This is a genomic window from Marinomonas ushuaiensis DSM 15871 (genome assembly GCF_000521805.1).
GTDB classification, from domain to species: Bacteria; Pseudomonadota; Gammaproteobacteria; order Pseudomonadales; family Marinomonadaceae; genus Marinomonas; species Marinomonas ushuaiensis.
This window is the reverse complement of the sequence record NZ_JAMB01000003.1, coordinates 205,062-224,595: the sequence shown is the minus strand read 5'-3', so window position 1 is coordinate 224,595 and position 19,534 is coordinate 205,062. Positions and strand designations below refer to the sequence as shown.

16 protein-coding genes are annotated in these 19,534 nt (G+C 40.7%); 8 read left to right on the top strand and 8 right to left on the bottom strand.

The features are described from left to right. The first annotated feature begins 5 nt into the window (after positions 1 to 5). Positions 6 to 962, top strand: a complete 957-nt coding sequence (locus tag MUS1_RS05720) for an alpha/beta fold hydrolase (RefSeq protein ID WP_036160033.1) — start codon at positions 6 to 8, stop codon at positions 960 to 962. A 58-nt stretch (positions 963 to 1,020) separates the two neighbouring features. Here the strand turns inward: MUS1_RS05720 and MUS1_RS16055 are convergent, their stop codons facing one another. The 4 genes from MUS1_RS16055 to MUS1_RS05705 form a co-directional block, all read right to left on the bottom strand. Next, the gene (locus tag MUS1_RS16055; protein ID WP_156924863.1) at positions 1,021 to 1,158 is read right to left on the bottom strand and encodes a hypothetical protein; all 138 of its coding nucleotides are present in this window, start codon (positions 1,156 to 1,158) and stop codon (positions 1,021 to 1,023) included. A 71-nt stretch (positions 1,159 to 1,229) separates the two neighbouring features. Beyond that, positions 1,230 to 1,865 (bottom strand): ATP-binding cassette domain-containing protein, encoded by a 636-nt coding sequence (locus MUS1_RS05715; RefSeq protein ID WP_036160031.1) that lies wholly within the window; start codon positions 1,863 to 1,865, stop codon positions 1,230 to 1,232. Between the two features lie 3 nt (positions 1,866 to 1,868). After that, positions 1,869 to 3,587 (bottom strand): ABC transporter permease, encoded by a 1,719-nt coding sequence (locus tag MUS1_RS05710; protein ID WP_036160029.1) that lies wholly within the window; start codon positions 3,585 to 3,587, stop codon positions 1,869 to 1,871. A gap of 75 nt (positions 3,588 to 3,662) precedes the next feature. After that, positions 3,663 to 4,862 (bottom strand): ABC transporter substrate-binding protein, encoded by a 1,200-nt coding sequence (locus tag MUS1_RS05705; RefSeq protein WP_036160027.1) that lies wholly within the window; start codon positions 4,860 to 4,862, stop codon positions 3,663 to 3,665. 162 nt (positions 4,863 to 5,024) lie between these two features. Between MUS1_RS05705 and MUS1_RS05700 the strand changes: the two genes are divergently transcribed. The 7 genes from MUS1_RS05700 to MUS1_RS05670 all read left to right on the top strand — a co-directional run bounded on the left by MUS1_RS05700 (position 5,025) and on the right by MUS1_RS05670 (position 12,993). Then, entirely contained in the window at positions 5,025 to 6,167 is a 1,143-nt protein-coding gene (locus tag MUS1_RS05700) for a succinylglutamate desuccinylase/aspartoacylase family protein (RefSeq protein WP_036160025.1), read from the top strand. Positions 6,168 to 6,178: 11 nt separating this feature from the next. Beyond that, positions 6,179 to 8,530, top strand: a complete 2,352-nt coding sequence (locus MUS1_RS05695; protein ID WP_245595757.1) for an ATP-dependent helicase — start codon at positions 6,179 to 6,181, stop codon at positions 8,528 to 8,530. A gap of 21 nt (positions 8,531 to 8,551) precedes the next feature. After that, entirely contained in the window at positions 8,552 to 9,502 is a 951-nt protein-coding gene (locus MUS1_RS05690; protein ID WP_036160023.1) for an isopenicillin N synthase family dioxygenase, read from the top strand. A gap of 622 nt (positions 9,503 to 10,124) precedes the next feature. Continuing rightward, complete coding sequence (locus tag MUS1_RS05685; RefSeq protein ID WP_036160022.1) at positions 10,125 to 11,012, top strand: GIY-YIG nuclease family protein; 888 nt, start codon at positions 10,125 to 10,127, stop codon at positions 11,010 to 11,012. Between the two features lie 50 nt (positions 11,013 to 11,062). Beyond that, positions 11,063 to 11,881 (top strand): VRR-NUC domain-containing protein, encoded by an 819-nt coding sequence (locus tag MUS1_RS05680; RefSeq protein WP_036160020.1) that lies wholly within the window; start codon positions 11,063 to 11,065, stop codon positions 11,879 to 11,881. A gap of 69 nt (positions 11,882 to 11,950) precedes the next feature. After that, positions 11,951 to 12,454 (top strand): GNAT family N-acetyltransferase, encoded by a 504-nt coding sequence (locus MUS1_RS05675; protein ID WP_051436132.1) that lies wholly within the window; start codon positions 11,951 to 11,953, stop codon positions 12,452 to 12,454. Positions 12,455 to 12,585: 131 nt separating this feature from the next. After that, positions 12,586 to 12,993 (top strand): GNAT family N-acetyltransferase, encoded by a 408-nt coding sequence (locus MUS1_RS05670; RefSeq protein WP_036160019.1) that lies wholly within the window; start codon positions 12,586 to 12,588, stop codon positions 12,991 to 12,993. Between the two features lie 95 nt (positions 12,994 to 13,088). Here the strand turns inward: MUS1_RS05670 and purT are convergent, their stop codons facing one another. The 4 genes from purT to MUS1_RS05650 all read right to left on the bottom strand — a co-directional run bounded on the left by purT (position 13,089) and on the right by MUS1_RS05650 (position 19,316). Beyond that, entirely contained in the window at positions 13,089 to 14,279 is a 1,191-nt protein-coding gene (gene purT / locus MUS1_RS05665; protein WP_211236430.1) for a formate-dependent phosphoribosylglycinamide formyltransferase, read from the bottom strand. A gap of 58 nt (positions 14,280 to 14,337) precedes the next feature. Beyond that, positions 14,338 to 16,533, bottom strand: a complete 2,196-nt coding sequence (locus MUS1_RS05660) for an OsmC domain/YcaO domain-containing protein (RefSeq protein ID WP_036160016.1) — start codon at positions 16,531 to 16,533, stop codon at positions 14,338 to 14,340. Positions 16,534 to 16,769: 236 nt separating this feature from the next. After that, on the bottom strand, positions 16,770 to 17,555 hold the full coding sequence (locus tag MUS1_RS05655) for a class II glutamine amidotransferase (protein ID WP_036160015.1): 786 nt from the start codon (positions 17,553 to 17,555) through the stop codon (positions 16,770 to 16,772). A gap of 93 nt (positions 17,556 to 17,648) precedes the next feature. Further along, positions 17,649 to 19,316: a methyl-accepting chemotaxis protein gene (locus MUS1_RS05650; RefSeq protein WP_036160012.1), complete on the bottom strand. Its 1,668-nt coding sequence runs from the start codon at positions 19,314 to 19,316 to the stop codon at positions 17,649 to 17,651. Positions 19,317 to 19,534: the final 218 nt, after the last annotated feature.

Genomic DNA, 19,534 nt, shown 5'->3' with positions numbered 1-19,534 from the left:
CTTCCATGACGTTTAAACCTAGTTGTTACCGTATAGGCATTCTTGCCTTTGCTGTCTTTTTTATAAGTGCTTGTTCTGTCGATAGCGAATTGGATAAAAACAATGAAATTGATAATAATAAAATCATTGCTGGGCGTGTGATGAATGCGGCTGGTTTGATTACGAATCACATCATCAAACAAGACAATTACCAGCTTCATTATGTTGCCAGTCAGCCTTCACCTTTTGAACAAGCAAATTTAGGTGAGAAAAGTGTCAATATAAATCCAGAGGTACAAAAAACCAGTCTTGTGTTTGTGCATGGCACACCGGGAAGTTGGGGAACCTTTGCACGATACTTTGAGGATTCGGCTCTTAGAAAAGACTTTAAAATGCATTCAATTGACCGGCCTGGTTGGGGTGAATCTAGCTATCCTGACGACGAATTTCCTGTTTCGCTTAGCGATCAGTCGCGTTTGATTGAGCCTATCTTAGAAGAAATTTGGCAAGCAAATAATCAACAAAAAATCATCGTGATTGGGCATTCCCTTGGTGGTTCGTTAGTCCCTAAGTTAGCGGCAGATTATCCAAATTATGTTAAGAGTGTCATTGTTTTAGCAGGAGATCTAGATCCCGTATTGTCAGAGGCGCGATGGTTTAATTATGTGTTGGATTGGGTGCCGGATTTTTTACTCCCCAATATGTGGATGAACTCTAATAATGAAGTGTTGGCTATTCGTCCAAGCTTAGAAAATCTACAAGCCCAGTTTGCTGCTATTACTATGCCCATCACGGTTCTACAAGGTACAGATGACACCTTGGTTCGCCCTGGTAGTGCGACCAAAGCCCCTGAAATATTTAAATCATCGAAGGTAGAAGTCATTATGTTAGAAGGCGCCAGTCATATTATTAACCTGACACATGTAGATGATGTGAAAAAAGCCATTTATAAAATAGATCAGAGAACTAAAGTGTTGCTTTAAGTATTGTCTCTTAATCCATGTTTAAGGGTTGGTTTAGCTTAATGAACCGAAGCATTGTTTAAATACCAGATGCCATTTTTTCATGCATCTGCTTAACATCACTTTCAAAGCGTTCTTTGGTGAAACCAATCAGGTCTTTTAATTCAAAATGTTTGATATACAAATCATAATTTCCAGAATCATCAGCCTCTAGCATATGTTTTAGCTAGGTTTTGCGATTGCAAACTCAGTGGTTAATTTAGACATACGTGTTGCTTTAGGTTCACTTTATTTCGCTGCATCTATTTCCAAACATTTCCCAGCCATAGCCTTGGCATCTTCAGAATCGTGTGTAACAAGTAATGCAGGGATGTTGGCTTGACGGATTTCCGCCAGAACAAATGCTCGCACGTCACGCCTCAGGGCAGGGTCAAGCTTGCTAAAGGGTTCGTCCAGTAAAAGATAGTCAGGTTTGGCGAGTAAAGTACGAAGCAGGGCAACACGAGCTTGCTGGCCGCCAGACAGTTCTTTAGGCATGGCGTTGGCTTTATCTGACATGCCCAGCTTTTCTAAAGCATTTCGAATCAGTTCGCGGCGTGTTTCTTTTGTGACATCGGCAGGAATAGCGAAGAGAAGATTTTCAATAATGCTCATGTGAGGAAACAACAAGGGCATTTGTTGCAATAATCCCACTTTGCGAGCTTCGGTTGGTTTTGTGTGAAGTGCATCATCGTTAAGGAAAGCCTCACCCGTTGCCGTTAGGGAATGAGACAAGGTACCACTTAGAAAATGCAACAAGCTGGATTTACCAATGCCGCTTGGACCCATGATGGATAATACTTGGCCGTCAGCAATGTCAAAGCTTAGGTCTCTAATAAGAGTTTTGTCAGTGGATGACAGAGTAAAACCTTTTACGCTGAGCACAATTTATCCTTTTTGAAAAAAGTTCTTCATGGCAAGTCGCCATTTTGTCCAACGAGTTGGAATGATTTGAGCTAACCAAAATACAATGACAGGGAAGAGCGCCTGTAACAATGCCATACTGCCAACTTGTTTTCTATCACCCGATGCCGCTTGTGCGATGGCTTCTGTTGTCAATGTACTGTGTCGGCCTTCACCTGCAATGAGAGTTGGTAAATACTGAGCAATACTCACGGAAAATCCCATAGCGAAAGCCGTAAACAACGCGGGTTTCAGCATGGCTATTTTAATAATAAAGTAATGACGCCAAGGACGGTTATTTAATCGATTAGCTTGTAATAAATAGTTTTCATTATAAGCCAAGTAAGGGCCTTTTAATGTGAGATAAACATACGGCAGTACATACATAAGATGCAATGCGATGATGGCGCAAATACTGCCATTTAGGTTTAGATAAATGAGTAAAACATGCAGCCCAAATAAGAAACCAATTTGTGGGAGCAAGATAGGCACATAAATTAGCCAATCAAAAGCGTGTTGCTGGGAGGCTTTGTTTGATTTGGCCATGCTTTGGCGTTTCGTTTCTAGCATGAACAAACTGGCCGCACAGGCAATCAATGTAGCGGAAAAAGCAATCAGTAAGGTATTGGATGTAAGTTCTATTAATAATGGCGTCGCACGTTCTATATTGTCCCATGTCCATGTAGATGGTAACGCATCAGGAAAACGCCAGCGTTTCGCTAAAGACCAAATAGGTAACAAGGCTAAAGCAGCAAAAGCATTTAAGAGCGTCACTAAACCGAACACAACGCCAGCACCTAATAAAATATCAGTTATGCCTTTACGTTTACCATCACTTCGTTCGCATCGTGTGAAGGCGCTGAATGCTCTATGTGCGATTTCCCATCCGCCTAATACAAGAACAATGGTCACCATTAAAAACGTGGCGCCTGCACTTGCCATAAAGCGCATGGATAAATCTGGGTCATTGAACCAACGATATAAAGTGACAGCTAGGGTCGAAGGCGTATTTGGGCCGATAACCAAAGCCAAATCCACAACAGTAAGGCTAAAGGCGACAACGATAAAAATCGGTAAACGGATAATAGGATAAAGCTGAGGAATTAAAACTTTTCGCCATAAAGTAAAGCGGCTGTAACCAAGTGCTTGGCAAGCTTGAATGTTTTCTCTTGCTTTAATGCTCTTCATGGCTGCCAGCATAACAAACAGCAAGTAGGGCATTTCTTTGATAATCAAAGCAAAGATAAGGGAAAGGCCGAAAGGATCTTGTACTGTTATCCAATTTGGCGGTCTATCAAAACCAGTCAACCAAGGACTAAAAATACGAACTAGCCAACCGGATGGACTTAATAAAAATAATAACCCAATCGCAATAGCCGCATGAGGAACCGCTAAAATAGGCGACAGCAAGGTTTCTATTTTACGAAAAAAAGGTCGCTCATAACCCCAAGCTAACAAGGACAAGGCTAACCAAAGTGACAGTAATGGTCCACCAATTCCCGTGATGAGAGTAAGTTTTAAGCTGGAATAAAACTCGCCTTGTGCAAAAACATTTCGCCAAGGTGCGGTAGAAAATTGATATTCGCCAAGTGGTGGGAAAAACTGAAACGCAGGAAGCAAGGTGCCAATCAAACCAATGATAACAGGTAATGTGAGTAGAACAGCAATTAAAGCTGTAATCCATTGTGTGTGTTTAAGTGGCATCTTACTTCTTAACTGATTAGTAAATAGTTGTTTGGTAAATTAGTATTTATATAGGAACAGATAGGGTTCGCATCACTATTGTGCGTAACGCTGACGCCATTCTGTTTCCAATGCATCAACCCAGCTACTGTGTGGTTCAGGCAATGTTTTTCCAAGTTCTTCAATGCTCAATGTTGCAATGCCGCGTGGTAAATCATCAAACTGAGCTTGCTCATTTTCTGATAGTTTGTCATAAGACAGCACACTTAAATCGCCCCAAACGGTTGGCTCTTGCTTACGAACTTGAGCTTCAGGAGAAAGCATAAAGTTTGCTACAACTTGTGCACCAGCATTAGCACCACTGTTATAAGGTATGGCCAGGAAGTGTGTGTTGCCAATTGTGCCTTGATCAAATACATAAGAGCGAACTGTGTCAGGTAGATTGCCTTTATCAATTTGAACAGACGCCGCGGAAATATCAAAGCTAAGTGCCACGTCAATTTCTTGATCATCTAATAGACGCATCATTTCTTCTGAACTAGAAGGGAAGTTTTGGCCGTTACGCCATGCGACTTGATGGAGCTGATCAAGATATCCCCACAAAGGTGTCGTTATTGTATCAAAGTCGACACTGTCTACAGGTTGAGAGAGTGCTTTGCGGTGCGCTGTTAATTCGTATAAAGCTTGTTTCAAAAAGGTAGAGCTGAGGAATTGTGGTGGCTCAGGATAAGTAATCCGCCCAGGATTGGCTTGTGCGTAAGTTAATAGTGCTTGCATGGACTTAGGTGGATTTTGAAGCGTTTCCGTATCATGCATGAAAATGACCTGTGCCATGCCCCAAGGGGATTCCATGCCTTCGACAGGTGTACCAAAATCAAGTGTTAAGCTCTGACGAGCACTTTCATCAATGTACTTTATGTAATTTGGTAAAGATTGGCTGAAAGGTTTAGACAATAATTGGTTGTCTTTCATTGCTCGGAAGTTTTCACCGTTAAGCCAAATTAAATCGATTGAGCCATTATTGTTTTTGCCTGCGGCTTTTTCTGCAAGAACACGGTTTACCGCGTCAGATGTATCGGTCAGTTTAACTTGTTTAAGGGTGACGTCGTATTCGTCTTTGATGCGATCTGCAGCCCATTGAATGTAGTCGTTAATATTGTCAGCGCCACCCCATGCATTGAAGTAAACAGTTTGGCCTTTGGCTTCTTCTAAAGTGTCTTGCCAAGAAGCTTGAGCGGGTAAACTGGCTAGCGCTAATGCGGCTGTGATAGAGACGGCTGCAAACGACTTTCTCATTCGTTTCTCCTAAAAATATTAAGTTATGAACATTAGACGTTGATAAGGTTCAATTATTACAAAGCTTTTATTGCTGAGAAGGTTTTTATTAACTTTCAGATTTAGCGTACCATGTCGCACACTCAAATAAGGCGAGTAGTTTAACCCAAAACCCGAGGTGTTATGTCTTATCAAATTTATTCTCATGTATTGCCTAGTGCGACACCAGGCACTCAACGTATTTTAAAAGCTCATCATTTTGGTGAGGCTGGTGCTCGCCCTAAAGTGTATTTTCACGCAGGACTTCATGCGGATGAATGGCCTGGTTTTTTGGTGTTAAATACGCTCATTAAATTACTCAAAAAAGCAGATGACGCAGGTCTGATCCAAGGGGAAATTATTATTGTTCCTGTTGCTAATCCTATTGGTTTAGCACAAAACTTTCATGGTTACATACCGGGGCGTTTTGCTTTTTCTGATGGTGGCGGCAATTTCAATCGCAATTGGCCTCAATTAGGGGCGAAAGTTGAGAAACGAATTAAGGACGATATCACAGATGATAGCGTCGAGAATTTATTGCTTATCCGTAAAGCGATTCAAAACGAATTAATTTTGTTACCGGAAACAACGGAACTACAAGGCATGAAAAAAACCTTGTTAGCCTTGTCTATGGATGCGGATGAAGTTATTGACCTGCACTGTTCTGGTGAGGCGAGTATGCATGCTTATGTGGCGCAAGAATTTGAGTCGCATTTTAAGCCTTTATTAGCATTACTTGGCGCTAGAGTCGGTTTGTCTGAAGTGGAAACTGGCGCATCGTCTTTTGATGAAACCAATGTCAGTGTGTGGCGAGATTTAAAAGGCCAATACTCAAATCTCATTCCTTGGGGAAGCCGCTCTTTAACTGTTGAACTGCGCGGCGAGAATGACATTTCTAATGAGTTCGCTCAACAAGATGCAGATGCTTTATTTTCTTACTTGGTGCTGCGTGGTGTAGTAGGTGGCGATTTACCTGTTATTGATGACAGCCAAGTTGAGTACTTTCCATTAGATGCCATGGACTTAGTAAAAGCACCTTGCGCAGGTATTGTTTGTTATCACAAAGCCATAGGCGAAGAGGTTGAAGTTGGTGAGTTGATTGGCGAAGTGGTTAACCTAATGGACGATGATGTCGACACATCCCGTTATCCTTTAATTGCCCGTACTAATGGTGTATTTTTTGCCAGAGTACAGCGACGTTTAGTCGTGTGTGGTGAATCTATTGCTAAAATCGCAGGCAAAGAGCATCTTGCTTTTCGCGAAAGTGGCCACTTATTTGAAGACTAGGCTCGACTATTTTGATACAACCCCACGATGAAATACATACTCACGCAGAGCCTGATGGAAAGAAACAGCAGGCTCTGCTAACCAATGAGCAAGCTCATGTTGTTAATCATGACCTTGTTACACCTGCCAAAGTCATTGCTGTGGCAGGTGCGGGTAAAACGACGACATTGATTTCACGAATTGAGCATTTATTGGCGCAAGGTGTTGATCCTTCTCATATTGGCGTCTTCATGTTCAATAAAAGCGCACAGGAAGAATTTACCGAGCGTTTAAGTAAGCAGCTAAAAGCAAAAGGGCATTTTCGTTCCCCCAGCGTGATGACTTTTCATGCGTTTGGAATGAAGTTTTGTAGACGATTAGAGCAGCAGGGCTGGCTAGCGCCTGCGAAATTGATTACGGATGATTTCAGCTTAGTAAAAATGCTACGCGAAGCCTTGCAGCGCTTAGTGCGCAAAGGCGAAAAAATCGCACTGCAAGATGAAAAAGATTGGCTCGAAGACGTGTTACTTTTTATCGACCAAGTGAAAGCATCTGATCAACCAGCGAACGTTGTTTTTGATGCTCTTGGATGGTCAAAAGAAAGACAGTTTTTTCCTGCGTTATTTGACGAGCTAGAAAAACTCCGTAAGCGTAACAACATTAGATTTTTCGCCGACTTATTAAGTGATCCTCACGATTTGATTGGTGCGTTAGCAGAGCCAGAACGGATGCAGATTCGAGGTCTAGTTCCTGAGTTTCGCTATTTGCTGATTGACGAGTTTCAAGACATTAATCCTTGCCAATATGAACTTTTAAAATGCCTTTACCCTGAGAATTGTCAATGGATGATTGTCGGAGATGTGCAACAATGCATTTATGAATGGCGAGGCGCAAGCCCAGAAATCATGGCCACACAGTTTGATGAGGATTTTGAGCAAGTCACTACTTATCCATTAAGCATGAGCTTTCGATTTGGTCACTCGGTTGGATTAATGGCATCGAGCGTGATCAGTGAAAATGATCCAGATGCGTTAGTGATTGGTGCAGGAGAGCAAACACGTGTTTCTTTTGCACGAGCGCCAAAGACAGGCAAGGCGTTATTAGGCGAATTAAAGGCCTGGGTTGATGAAGGGCGCGCACTCAATGACACTGCCGTTTTAGTGCGTTTGTACAGTGATATGGTACCAGTACAATTGGCGTTAATGCACAAAGGTGTGCCGTATCAGTTACACGGTGATTCGCCTTTATTGGAAAACCGACAGATTCGTATGTTGATGGCCTATTTGGCAGTGATGGCAAACGGCTTAGAAAATGCCAAGGCGTTTTTTCACCCTGATGACATCGAATATTTATTGATGATTCCCAGCCTTGGTGGTTCGTTATCTCAACGTAAAACGCTTATTCAACAGGCTAAGCAATCACCACATTTATTGCCACAGATCATTGAAACCTTGGCGGATTCGTCCGATGGTTGGCGAGCGAAAAAATTATACGAACGTGCCGATTGGTTACGCAGTTTAGGTATTTATCGAAACGATCCCGCACAAGGGTTAGCGCACACATTAGAAAAATTAGGGATTTACCGTTACTTCGAAAGCACCAGTAATAAAGACATACAAACCCAAGAGAAAATTGCCACCTGTGATGCTTTTATGGCGTATGTTCGTGGTGTTGGTGGCGATGCTCAATCGATTCTAGAGCAACTTGCTAAACTGAATGAGCGTCAAACGGATGTCAGCCATGGGGTGCATTTAATGACGATACATAAGTCAAAAGGGTTGGAGTTTGATCAGGTCTTATTAACTGGCTTACAAGAAGGGCGATTCCCTTATTACGATGAGGACCTCAGTGCGATTGATAAACAAGCCGCCAGTGATTTAGCCTCAGAGCGACGTTTGTTTTATGTGGCGATTACTAGAGCGAAAAAGAAACTCGTTTTGTTGGAAACACCAACAGCCGACGAATATACCTATTTGAAACAAGGCGACATTCCCAGTAAAGGATTAAAAAGTTTATCACTCTCTCGATTTGTTTTTGAAGCACAGCCTTATACGGTCAGTCGAATTTGTGAGGCTTGGAGCCTTAAAAAACAAACTAATACAGACGTCCAAGTAACGTCTATTAATACGGCTAAAGGCGCTGTTTTTCAGCGTTATTTAGCAGCAACAGCATCGTCACCTAAACTGGTTTTTAAACAGAAAGTAGAAAATACCAACCAACTAAAACCAGGTGATAAAGTGCGCCATGATCAATACGGCCAAGGTGTTGTTGTACGGCAAGAGCAAGGTAGCAAGCAAATGATCTTTGTTGATTTTTGTGAAATCGGGTTAAAGCGTTTTAATCCAAAACACACGCGATTAGTGAAACTTTCTTCACGAACATAAACTCAATCAGGAGAGAAAAAAGTGTCTATTCCTTTAATAGATTTTGCAAAATTAACCCACGAAAGCGATTCAATTCGCCAACAAGAAATCAAAACATTAGACACCGCGTGTCGTGAAATTGGGTTCTTTTATCTTGTAAACACCAGTATTCCAGTGCCTTTAATGAATGCCTTAATGCGAGAAGCAAAACGTTTTTTTGCTCAGCCACAAGACGTGAAAGATGCTATCGACATTCGAAACAGCATTAACCACAGAGGTTACGGAAACATTGGCGAAGAACAACTGGATGAAAACGGTCATGCAGACTGGAAAGAAACATTCGATATGGCACTCGATTTTCCAGCAGATCATCCACTGGCGGCGAAATACCCAAAAATGTATGGGCCAAACCAAAACCCAACAGACCCAACGACTGTTGAAGTGCTGCAAGAATATTACGTGGAAGCCTTTTCGGTTGCGCAAAAACTGATGACGGCCATGGCGCAAGCTTTATCGCTAGAAGATAACTTCTTCACCAGTGGTTTTACCAACCATGTGACCGTATTACGTATGATCCATTATCCACCTCGTCCCAATGCAGAACATGATAACGGCGCCGGCGCGCACACAGACTACGGTTGTGTCACCTTATTACTGCAAGATCAAATCGGTGGTTTACAAGTTAAAAATCGTGACAACGAATGGGTTGATGCCACACCAATTGAAAACGCCATCGTCGTCAACATCGGTGACCTAATGCAGCATTGGACGAACGACGAATACGTTTCTACCGCCCATCGAGTTCGAGCCTCAACCACAGATGTACATCGTTACTCCTTCCCATTCTTCGTAGAACCTGACTACGAAACCAAAGTGGAATGCGTACCAAGCTGCGCTACTCCAGAAAACCCAGCCAAGTATGAACCAATACTCGGCGGAGAATGGATTCAATATCGACTAAACGCCACTTACTCTTACCGCGCCAGCGAGTAGAGTATTTAGTTATAGGTTATTTAAGGACGCTTAGGCGTCCTTTTTTTGTATTCGATGTAAGTCGCGCCTTTAGACCGACAAGAAAAGCCACCAGTCGCGATAAATCACGACTTACAAAACCACCGCCCACAGTGTTTGATTACGGTCGTGCCTCCCTAGTCAAACCTACAATACACCACATCACCAAATCGTAGGTCAGACTAGACGAGGTACGAGGCGTAATCCGGCAATTGTTTTATGAAAAGCGAGCAAAACAGACATCACATACTCCTTGTTGGTAAATAAAAAATACGATGTAAATACACAGTCTATTTCTTTGGCTCCCAGTTTTTGCTTGTTTTGTCTAAAAAATAATCATTGTTTTGCGTGTTTATACTGGTAGATAAATAAAAAGTCTTTTAGTATCAATGTATAAGAGTTTCCAGCATTGAGATAACGCGCTGGCTTTTAATGTAGGAATAAGTGATAACGCGCACGCTCGTTTATTCAGTTTTGGATTTTATGAATAACTTTAAAAATACGTATAATTCAGTAATTTATGGAATTATTTAGAGTTTTTTAAAATGTGTAAACGAGCAAGCGCACTATTAAACTGTTAGGTTTTACAGGAAGTTTCGAGAATATGTCTAAGTTTGGTCGAAGTATAAGAATATTTTTAGCTGATGGCAGTCCGACTGGATTACGTCATGTTGAAATAGCTAACTGGTCTGGTCAAGCTTTAGCTTGTCCTCGAAGCCGATTTTCGGAATTAGGGAAATGGGAAGAATCAAAACGACCTGGCGTATATTTTCTATTTGAGAATTCTGCGGGTGATAACAACGTTGCATACATTGGTGAATCTGAAGACGTATTTAAACGACTGGCAGATCATGATCGCAAAAAAGAATTTTGGAATGAGGTAATAATCTTTACAAGTAAAGATGAAAACTTAACCAAAGGCCATATTAAATATCTAGAGGCAAGGCTCGTAGAAATCAGTAAGTCAGCCGATAGGTATGAATTAGAAAATAGTAATACACCAACGAAGTCTAGTCTTCCTCGCGCTGACGCTGCAGCGATGGAAGAATTTGTCGATAATATTCGTATTGTTCTAGGTAGCTTAAGTCACAGAATTTTAGAGTCTGTTTCTTCTGTAGTTACTCAAGCTATTGTAGAGCCAAAAGAAGACTCACTAATAAATTATGAATTTAGCTTTAAAGTTAATAAAGTAACTGCGCAAGGCAGAGTTACCGATGACGGTTTTTTACTTTTACAAGGCTCGCAAATAGCACATAAATCTTCACCTAGTATGCCCGGAAAGAATTTACTCATTAAAGAGCAAATGATCTCAGATGGTCTTTTAGAAGACAAAGGTACTTTTTATTTGTTGGTTAAAGATAAACTTATGAGCTCATCTTCATATGCAGCTGCATTAGTTGCAGGCAATAGTCGCAGTGGACCACAAAGTTGGAAAACACCCGAAGGTGAGTATTTAAAGGTAATCGAAGAGCGGTTGGTAAGTAAAACCTAACAAGAAATTAAACAAGGACAAAAAACAGTTGCCTGTTAATTGGGCGTTATATGCTACCGATAGATGAGGTATTCTTGAAAAAACTTACGAAGCAAATGAATAACTCGATTCTAGAATTATATGATAAGTCATCAGAATCATGTATTAATAAATCTACTCTAAAGGCATTAAAAGAACGTCATTTATTAAATGATAATAATTGTTTGAATGAAATTGGAAAAAATTATGCGATTTCTAAAATGCCCTTAAAAAAACAATGTTCAGAAATGTCTCTTGATTTAGAGGTTATTGATTTATCTTATACTGGAAAACCTGAACCTGCTTTATTAGAAAAATTTAAATCACTTGGTTATATTGGTTCATGTCTAGAAGGGATCGGTATATTAACTATATTAAAGGCATTAATGTTAGATAAACTTGCTGAACATAATACTTTTCAAAGTAGGTCTGATGCCTGTACAAGGTATCTAGAGGCACAGTTTATTATTCTAGAAAATAAAACTGATGACATAATTTCGTCAATAGAAAGTGTGACTGAAAGCCGATTTATAGATAATTTTCAAGAGATAATCTCAAAACCATTTATAGCTAGTGCATATTCAGATTTATCACTTGAATTCGGTTTGGCAATGTTTCGTACAGTGGACACTAGGGTGTTAATATCACTAGCAAAATTGATTGCTACAGACCCTTATTCTTACAGAAATGGATGGCCTGATCTTACCTTGGTAAAGAATGATGTTGTCTTGTTTATTGAAGTTAAAACTTCTGATAAGTTACACGGGAGTCAGATCGCTACAATTCCAGCAGTACGGAATATACTTCCGTATGATTTTAGAGTAATTAAAGTTGTACGTAATCGCATATAACAAATTGCTTAAGACGGACGCATGACGTTTTGGCACTTAGCAAGGCGTTATATCTCTAAGGTGTATATTTTGAGCGTTTTCGAAACTGAAAGGTTATATATTTGTGAAATTACAGACAAAGATTCTGTAGCATTACGCCTAGTTTTGTCAGACCCAGAGATAATGAAATACTCCATTGTTGGTGTGCATAGTGACGAAGATATAACAAAATATATAGCTAATTGTAAACAACAATACGACACTAAAGGTTATGGTCAATGGGCTATTTTTTCAAAAGCAGATAGTGCTTTTATTGGTATATGTGGCCTAAACTCTCACTCAGTAGAAGGTGAAGATTTATTACATGTAAGTTATCGATTATCTTTATCTCAACAAGGTAAAGGATTTGCATCGGAAGCTACTTCAGGCGTGGTGGATTTCTGTAAAGTAAAATTAAAACGGAAATACATATCAGCGTTAATAGATCCTAATAATGTACCTTCAATTAAAGTTGCAACAAGATCTGGTTTTTCATTTCTTAAATCATCCAGCATTCAAGGCTTTAAAGTTGATATTTATCAGGTTTATTTTTAGCCCGAGATATAACAAGTCATTTAAGCAGGACTGCTAACAGTTTGCTCGGTTCCGCTTCGATACACATTATAGCAAACTATTATCAGTCTCTTAATGAGGCGTTAGGTATTTATAAAGGATTTGAATAAATAATGAGCCTTAAAGTAACATTCGATAAAAATATAAGTGAAGCTGAAGTTATCGCTTTATACAAAGCTAACAAGTGGTCATCTGCTGAAAAGCCTAAAGAGTTAATGGCTGCATTAACAAACTCGCACTCACTTGTTACTGCTAGATTGAGTGGTAAATTAATTGGTATTGGTAATGCTATTTCTGACGGGCATTTGGTTGTTTATTATCCTCATATGCTTGTCCATCCAGAATTTCATGGGAAAGGTGTCGGGCGTAAAATGATGGAAACCTTTCAAACGAAATATAATGGTTTTCATCAACAAATGTTAACTGCTGATGGTGAAGCTATTGAATTTTATAAACGACTTGGTTTCGAGCGTGCTGGTAATACTGAGCCTATGTGGGTTTACGCAGGTAATGAGCACTAAATACCTAACAAGAACATCAAACGGAAAAATAACAGTTGGCTGTTTTTCGTTCCTCAAACATTTTAGCCAACTATAATTTTCCGCTTATGTAAGCGTTAATAAATAATATTTACCGTATCACTGACTGATTTCGCATTATCAATCGCTTGTTCAATGTTTTCACCACGAGCAATGGCGACACCTAAACGACGACCGCCGTTAATATTGGGTTTTGCAAATAAACGTATTTGTGAACCTGCTACTTTCCCTAGCGCATTGGCGACATGCTCAAATCGGATATCTTGTGATGTGCCATTGCCTAAAATAACACTAGAAGCAGAAGGGCCGTATTGCGTGATGTTACCGATAGGGAAGCCTAAAATAGCGCGCACATGCAGCGCAAATTCAGATAAGTCCTGTGAAATTAAGGTAACTAAACCCGTATCGTGAGGACGAGGTGACACTTCACTGAAATACACGTCATCGCCTTTTACAAAAAACTCCATGCCAAATAAACCAAAACCACCTAATTCAGTGACGACCTTTGTCGCAATGGCTTGTGCTGTTTGTAATGCTGTTTCAGACATTACTTGTGGTTGCCATGATTCGCGGTAATCGCCATCTTCTTGTCGGTGGCCAATCGGTGCGCAGAAGTGAATGCCATCTACCGCACTAACCGTTAATAATGTAATTTCATAATCAAAAGGCACAAACCCTTCAATGATAATACGACCTTCGCCAGTACGACCGCCTTCTTGAGAGTATGTCCATGACGCATCTAAATCTGCTTCGCTTTTTACAACACTTTGTCCTTTACCTGAACTGCTCATGACAGGTTTCACCACACAAGGTAGCCCAATCTCTTTAACCGCTTGTAAATACTCTGCTTTAGTATCGGCAAAAATATAAGGCGAGGTTTTTACACCTAAGGTTTCAGCGGCTAAACGGCGAATACCTTCTCTATCCATGGTCAATTTTGCAGCACGGGCAGTAGGGACAACATTAAAGCCTTGTTGCTCCAATTCCAATAAAGTATCGGTTGCAATGGCTTCTACTTCAGGAATGATAAAATCAGGTTTTTCTAAGCGAATAATGTCTTCTAAACGTTTTCCATCTAGCATGCTCACAACATGTGAACGATGTGCAATTTGCATTGCTGGTGCGTTTTCGTAACTATCAGCGGCAATGACTTCGATACCAAAACGCTGTAATTCAATAGCAACTTCTTTGCCTAATTCGCCTGAGCCTAATAATAATGCCTTGGTTGCACTTGCTGAGGTTGCCGTACCTAAAATTGTATGTGTCATGTCATTCACTCACTCACTCTAATATGGATGAAAGGATAAAATATTGAATTCGTCTTTCTTATTTTACCGCGTTTTCTTTACGGGCTTGGTGCAGTTTCTTGTAGCTTTCAATTAACCGTAAATGGGGTTCGATGCCTTCAAGTTGCATGCTGGTTTTGGTTAGGCCGTAGAAACGTACCTCGCCTGTAACGGAGCCGACGACATTGTCCATAAGGTCTTTGCCAAACATGCGGCTGAAGTTGTGGATGAAGTCATCCAGTTTCAGTTCTTCGTCTAAAGTGACTTCCAGTACGGCGTTCATAGCTTGATAGAAGAGTCCACGTTGGACGGTGTTGTCGTTGAACTGTAGGAACTCACCAACTAACTCCATGGCGTCTTCGTGTGCACCGAGTGCCAAGTAAATCAGGATTTTAAGTTCCATGATGGTGAGTTGTCCCCACACGGTATTGTCATCAAATACAATGCCGATGAGCGTCGGGACGTCTGTGTAGTTATCGAGTTGGCTTTCTTCTAAACGGCTGACTAGCATGGCGAGTTGTTTGTCGTTTAAGGAGTGTAGATTTAATATGTCTTCGCGATAATCCAAAGCTTTATTTGTGTTGTCCCACACTAGGTCTTCAACAGGGTAAATCTCAGAATAATCCGGTACTAGAATACGGCAAGCTGAGGCGCCTAAATCTGTTAACTCTGCAACATACACTTCTTTTTCTAAGTCTTTTAAAATGCCAAACAAGCTGTTTGCTTCTTCTTCACTGGTGCCAGAGAAATCCCATTCACAGAATTCATAGTCGTGTTTATCACTAAAGAAGCGCCATGAAATAACGCCAGTAGAGTCAATGAAATGTTCTACGAAGTTTTCAGGTTCGCTGACGGCCATGCTGTTAAAGGTTGGCTTTGGTACATCGTTTAAGCCTTCGAAACTACGGCCTTGTAGTAATTCCGTTAAACTGCGCTCTAGTGCGACTTCAAGGCTTGGGTGCGCGCCAAATGAGGCAAATACACCGCCTGTTTTTGGGTTCATTAAAGTGACACACATGACGGGGAATTGACCGCCTAGGGATGCGTCTTTCACGACGATAGGGAAGCCTTGTTCTTCTAAGCCTTTAATCCCGGCGAGGATGCTAGGGTATTTTTCCAGTACGTGCATGGGCACATCGGGTAAAACAATTTCATCTTGGATGATTTCGCGTTTTACAGCGCGTTCAAAAATTTCTGACAAACACTGTACATGCGCTTCTTGTAAGTTGTTCCCTGCGCTCATGCCGTTGCTTAAAAAGAGGTTTTCAATCAGGTTTGATGGAATATAAACGGTTTCGCCATCGGATTGGCGAGTATATGGAATGGTGCAAATACCGCGTTCTTTATTGCCTGAGTTGGTGTCGATTAAATGCGAGCCGAACAATTCTTCGTCTGGGTTATAAATGTCTAAACAGTAGTCGTCTAATATGCCGCTGGGTAGGGCGTCGTCTTCTGTCAGTGGAAACCACTTTTCATTGGGATAATGGACAAATTCGCTGTTGGCGATGTCGGTGCCAAAAAATTGGTCATTGTAGAAAAAGTTATTGTTCAAACGCTCAATAAATTCGCCAAGAGCGGAGCACAAGGCGCTTTCTTTCGATGCGCCTTTGCCATTGGTGAAACACATCGGCGAAACGGCGTCACGAATATGCAGAGACCATACATTCGGTACGATGTTGCGCCATGATGAAATCTCAATTTTCATTCCAAGGTCAGCCAGCATGCCTGTCATATTGGCAATGGTTTGTTCCACAGGAAGATCTTTACCCAATATAAAAGTGCTTGCCCCGTCTGAGCTGACATCAGATTGTCCCATCAGCATGGCATTGGCGTCAGAGTCTAGGTTTTCAACGGTTTCAATTTTAAATTCTGGGCCTGTTTGTACGACTTTTTTAACGGTACAACGATCAATGGAGCGCAAAATACCTTGGCGATCTTTGTCTGAAATGTCGTCTGGAAGCTCAACTTGAATTTGAAATATTTGATTGTAACGGTCTTCTGGATCGACAATGTTATTTTGTGACAGATGAATGTTGTCCGTTGAGATGTCACGGGCCTTGCAATAGACTTTTACAAAATACGCGGCACACAAAGCAGAAGACGCCAAAAAATAATCAAATGGACTTGGAGCAGAACCATCGCCTTTGTAGCGAATTGGCTGGTCTGTAGTCACGGTAAAGTCGTCAAACTTGGCTTCGAGTCTGAGGTTGTCGAGAAAGTTAACTTTGATTTCCATTGAATTAGGGTTCCACTGATTGGGCGAGTTACTTGCAGTAATCTATCAAATTAGATTATTGGAAAGACGTCATTTGACGCAATTATGGGCGATAGAAGCAGGTGAGTAAAACGAAATCGGTTTTATAAAGTCACTACATTATGATCGTTGACCCTTTTTCTTTCAGAGAGAGAACCACGTTTAATTTGATGGTTTCTCTGAAAGACTGAGATTTAGATAATGTATTCGGGCTTTCTTTAGGCGCTCATTTTTAATGTGTCGGGTAAAGGAATAATCTGATAAGTATGGTTTTTAATCTTGGCTATGTGACCTGCTGGAACCAAGTTCCATTCTTTATGGGAGAAGTCTAAAGGTTCAGACCCAACCACAATATGATCTTCGAATTCTTTGTAATAAAGGCTTGGTGCACGATCATCACTTGAAAATCGAATGGCAATCATTTCCTTTCCATCTGATACAACTGATGTAAATCGCAATGGCTCAGAGATGTTTTTCTCTTGCATCAGATCCAAGATTTGCATCAAAGTGGTTGATATCGCAAGCTCTGGATTTTCTTCCAATCCATTCGCAATCATCAATAAGAAGATCACTTCAGAATCCGTTGCTCCTTGTCGTTCTCCATATAAATGTTCTGGAATTAATCGATCCAATTGCCAGCGTAAAGATTCATAACCACCGATCTGGCCGTTATGCATAAACATCCAATTCTTGTAACTAAAAGGGTGACAGTTTGAGCGGTTGGTCGCTGTGCCTGTTGACGCTCTGACATGAGCAAAAAAAAGGCCGCTTTTAATGTGTCGTGCCAAACTTTTGAGATTGCAGTCACTCCAGGCCGGTAATATTTCGTGATATAAGCCAGGCTCTTCTCTTTCGTCGTACCAGCCAAGGCCAAAACCATCTGCGTTTACTGTTACTTCTGATTTTTTAGCACTTAAACTTTGATGAACTAATGAATGTTCTTGCTCGAACAATAAAGATTCAAGGTAAACAGAATCACCTTGATAGGCCATCCAACGACACATGTATTTCTCCTAGTGACAAAAAAGGGAAGCAAACTAGCTTCCCTTTTTATTTTACGCTAAAGCAAGATTCTTCTATAGGAGAATATGGCAGCTTTAGACATTGAAGTAGCTGATTTTTGCGGACAATTGCGTTGCCAAGGTCGCTAATTGCTCCGCAGACTTACTGATCTTATGTATGGAATCTGTTGTTTGTGATGAGATATCGGTAATGTTCGATACATTACGACTTACTTCGGCCGTTACTGATGCTTGCTCTTCAGCTGTGGCCGAAATTCTATCGTTCATGTCTCGGATTTTAGAGACTGACAGGTTGATGTTGTTTAGTGCTTCCTCTTCGTGCTTAACTTGGTCTACAGCCTCTGTAGACCTTTGATGGCTAGATGTCATCGCTTTCATTGCGGAACTTGTGCCTGTTTGTAATAGCGCAATCATTTTTTCAATTTCTTGTGTGGCATCTTGAGTATTTTTAGCCAAATGACGAACTTCATCTGCAACCACAGAGAATCCACGTCCATGTTCGCCTGCTCGAGCCGCTTCTATTGCTGCATTAAGAGCAAGTAGGTTGGTCTGATCTGCAATACTGAGAATAACATTTAGGAAATTGCTGATTTCACCTGTATTGGATTGTAGTTGATTCATGGTTTCTGCCGATGTGGCAATGTCATTGGCTAACGCTTCAATACTATTAATTGTTTTAATGACAATGGCGGAGCCTTCATTGGCGGCGATTTCAGCGGTATGCGCAGCTTGGCTTGCATCTGCTGTTGATTCAGATACATGAACTGCTGTGCCTTGTATTTCTTGAATGGCGTGAGATATTAAACTGGTTTCTTCTTGTTGACGTTCCACCATAACTGAGGATTCATCTGTGATTCTGTTTAAATCATTAGCGGCGCTGGTAAGCATGGAACTGGACTTTGCAACGTCATGTAGGATGCTGCTTAACTGAATCACCAATTTATCCATAGCGACTTCAAGCATACCAATTTCATCTTTTCGGGTACTGGTAATTTGAGAGTGTACCAGTTGGCCTGATGCAATTTCTTCAGCTCGGCGTACTGCTTTAATTAAAGGTGCGCAAATACCGTTGACGATAATTAGGCTCACTAAGATCCCAACAACAATAAGAACAGCGGCAATAGCGCCGCTGGTATAAATGGTTTGATCTAATTTGCTGTTTTGATTTGCTGCGACGTTGGTGTTGTAGTCATCAATTGAAGTAATGATGGTTTCCATTTGTTGGTTAACGGCAATTAAGCTTTCATCAGCTGTACGTCGAGATCGGTTTGCTTGCATGGTTTTAAGCTTTACCCACCAGCTGTAAGTTACTGTGCTGGCCTCTAAAAAGATTGCTTGTTGTTGTTCAAGAGCGTTAATTTGCTCTAATAATCCATCTAAACCTTCGTTCTCTGGCATTGTTGCTAAAATGCTCTTAACATTTTCTATGCTAGTAAATAGTTCGCCTGTATAAGTTTTAAATTTTTCTTCAGATTCTGTAATTAGTTCTACACCGTATCCACCGAGAGATTTTGCAATAGATACCTGAAAAAATCCCCGTTCAAACTCAACTGATTGTTGAAGTAATAGTTGACGGCTTTTTTCTAGGTTTTTCATGAGCTGAAGGCTTTGAGAAGAGAGGCTTTGTAATTCTGAGGAAACCGATTTACTGGTGAGGGCAGAACTAACACTGATACCAACAATTACGATTGAAAATAGAGCGATAAGAGAAAGTATTTTTGTGCGAACAGAAAAATTAAACATACTTGAATCCAATAAAATGAATGGTGTTTATTCGTCATATAAACGACAGCAATTTTTATACCAAACCATGTAAGGTTTTTCACGAATGGTGAACTTTGTAATCATATTTCTACGATTTGTTCTTTCTTTGATCAAAAAACATTTTTGCAGAGGCGTTAAAAGAAAAAATATTTAGTAACAGATTCTGTGTCAAAGGAAGTTAATGGGTATCCCTATAA

Bases quoted from the DNA above. Each gene is read 5' to 3' on its own strand.
- MUS1_RS05720 (WP_036160033.1), top strand. From the start codon at position 6: ATGACGTTTAAACCTAGTTGTTACCGTATAGGCATTCTTGCCTTTGCT.
- MUS1_RS16055 (WP_156924863.1), bottom strand. From the start codon at position 1,158: ATGCTAGAGGCTGATGATTCTGGAAATTATGATTTGTATATCAAACAT.
- MUS1_RS05710 (WP_036160029.1), bottom strand. From the start codon at position 3,587: ATGCCACTTAAACACACACAATGGATTACAGCTTTAATTGCTGTTCTA.
- MUS1_RS05705 (WP_036160027.1), bottom strand. From the start codon at position 4,862: ATGAGAAAGTCGTTTGCAGCCGTCTCTATCACAGCCGCATTAGCGCTA.
- MUS1_RS05700 (WP_036160025.1), top strand. From the start codon at position 5,025: ATGTCTTATCAAATTTATTCTCATGTATTGCCTAGTGCGACACCAGGC.
- MUS1_RS05685 (WP_036160022.1), top strand. From the start codon at position 10,125: ATGTCTAAGTTTGGTCGAAGTATAAGAATATTTTTAGCTGATGGCAGT.
- MUS1_RS05680 (WP_036160020.1), top strand. From the start codon at position 11,063: ATGCTACCGATAGATGAGGTATTCTTGAAAAAACTTACGAAGCAAATG.
- MUS1_RS05670 (WP_036160019.1), top strand. From the start codon at position 12,586: ATGAGCCTTAAAGTAACATTCGATAAAAATATAAGTGAAGCTGAAGTT.
- purT (WP_211236430.1), bottom strand. From the start codon at position 14,279: ATGACACATACAATTTTAGGTACGGCAACCTCAGCAAGTGCAACCAAG.
- MUS1_RS05660 (WP_036160016.1), bottom strand. From the start codon at position 16,533: ATGGAAATCAAAGTTAACTTTCTCGACAACCTCAGACTCGAAGCCAAG.
- MUS1_RS05655 (WP_036160015.1), bottom strand. From the start codon at position 17,555: ATGTGTCGTTGGATGGCCTATCAAGGTGATTCTGTTTACCTTGAATCT.
- MUS1_RS05650 (WP_036160012.1), bottom strand. From the start codon at position 19,316: ATGTTTAATTTTTCTGTTCGCACAAAAATACTTTCTCTTATCGCTCTA.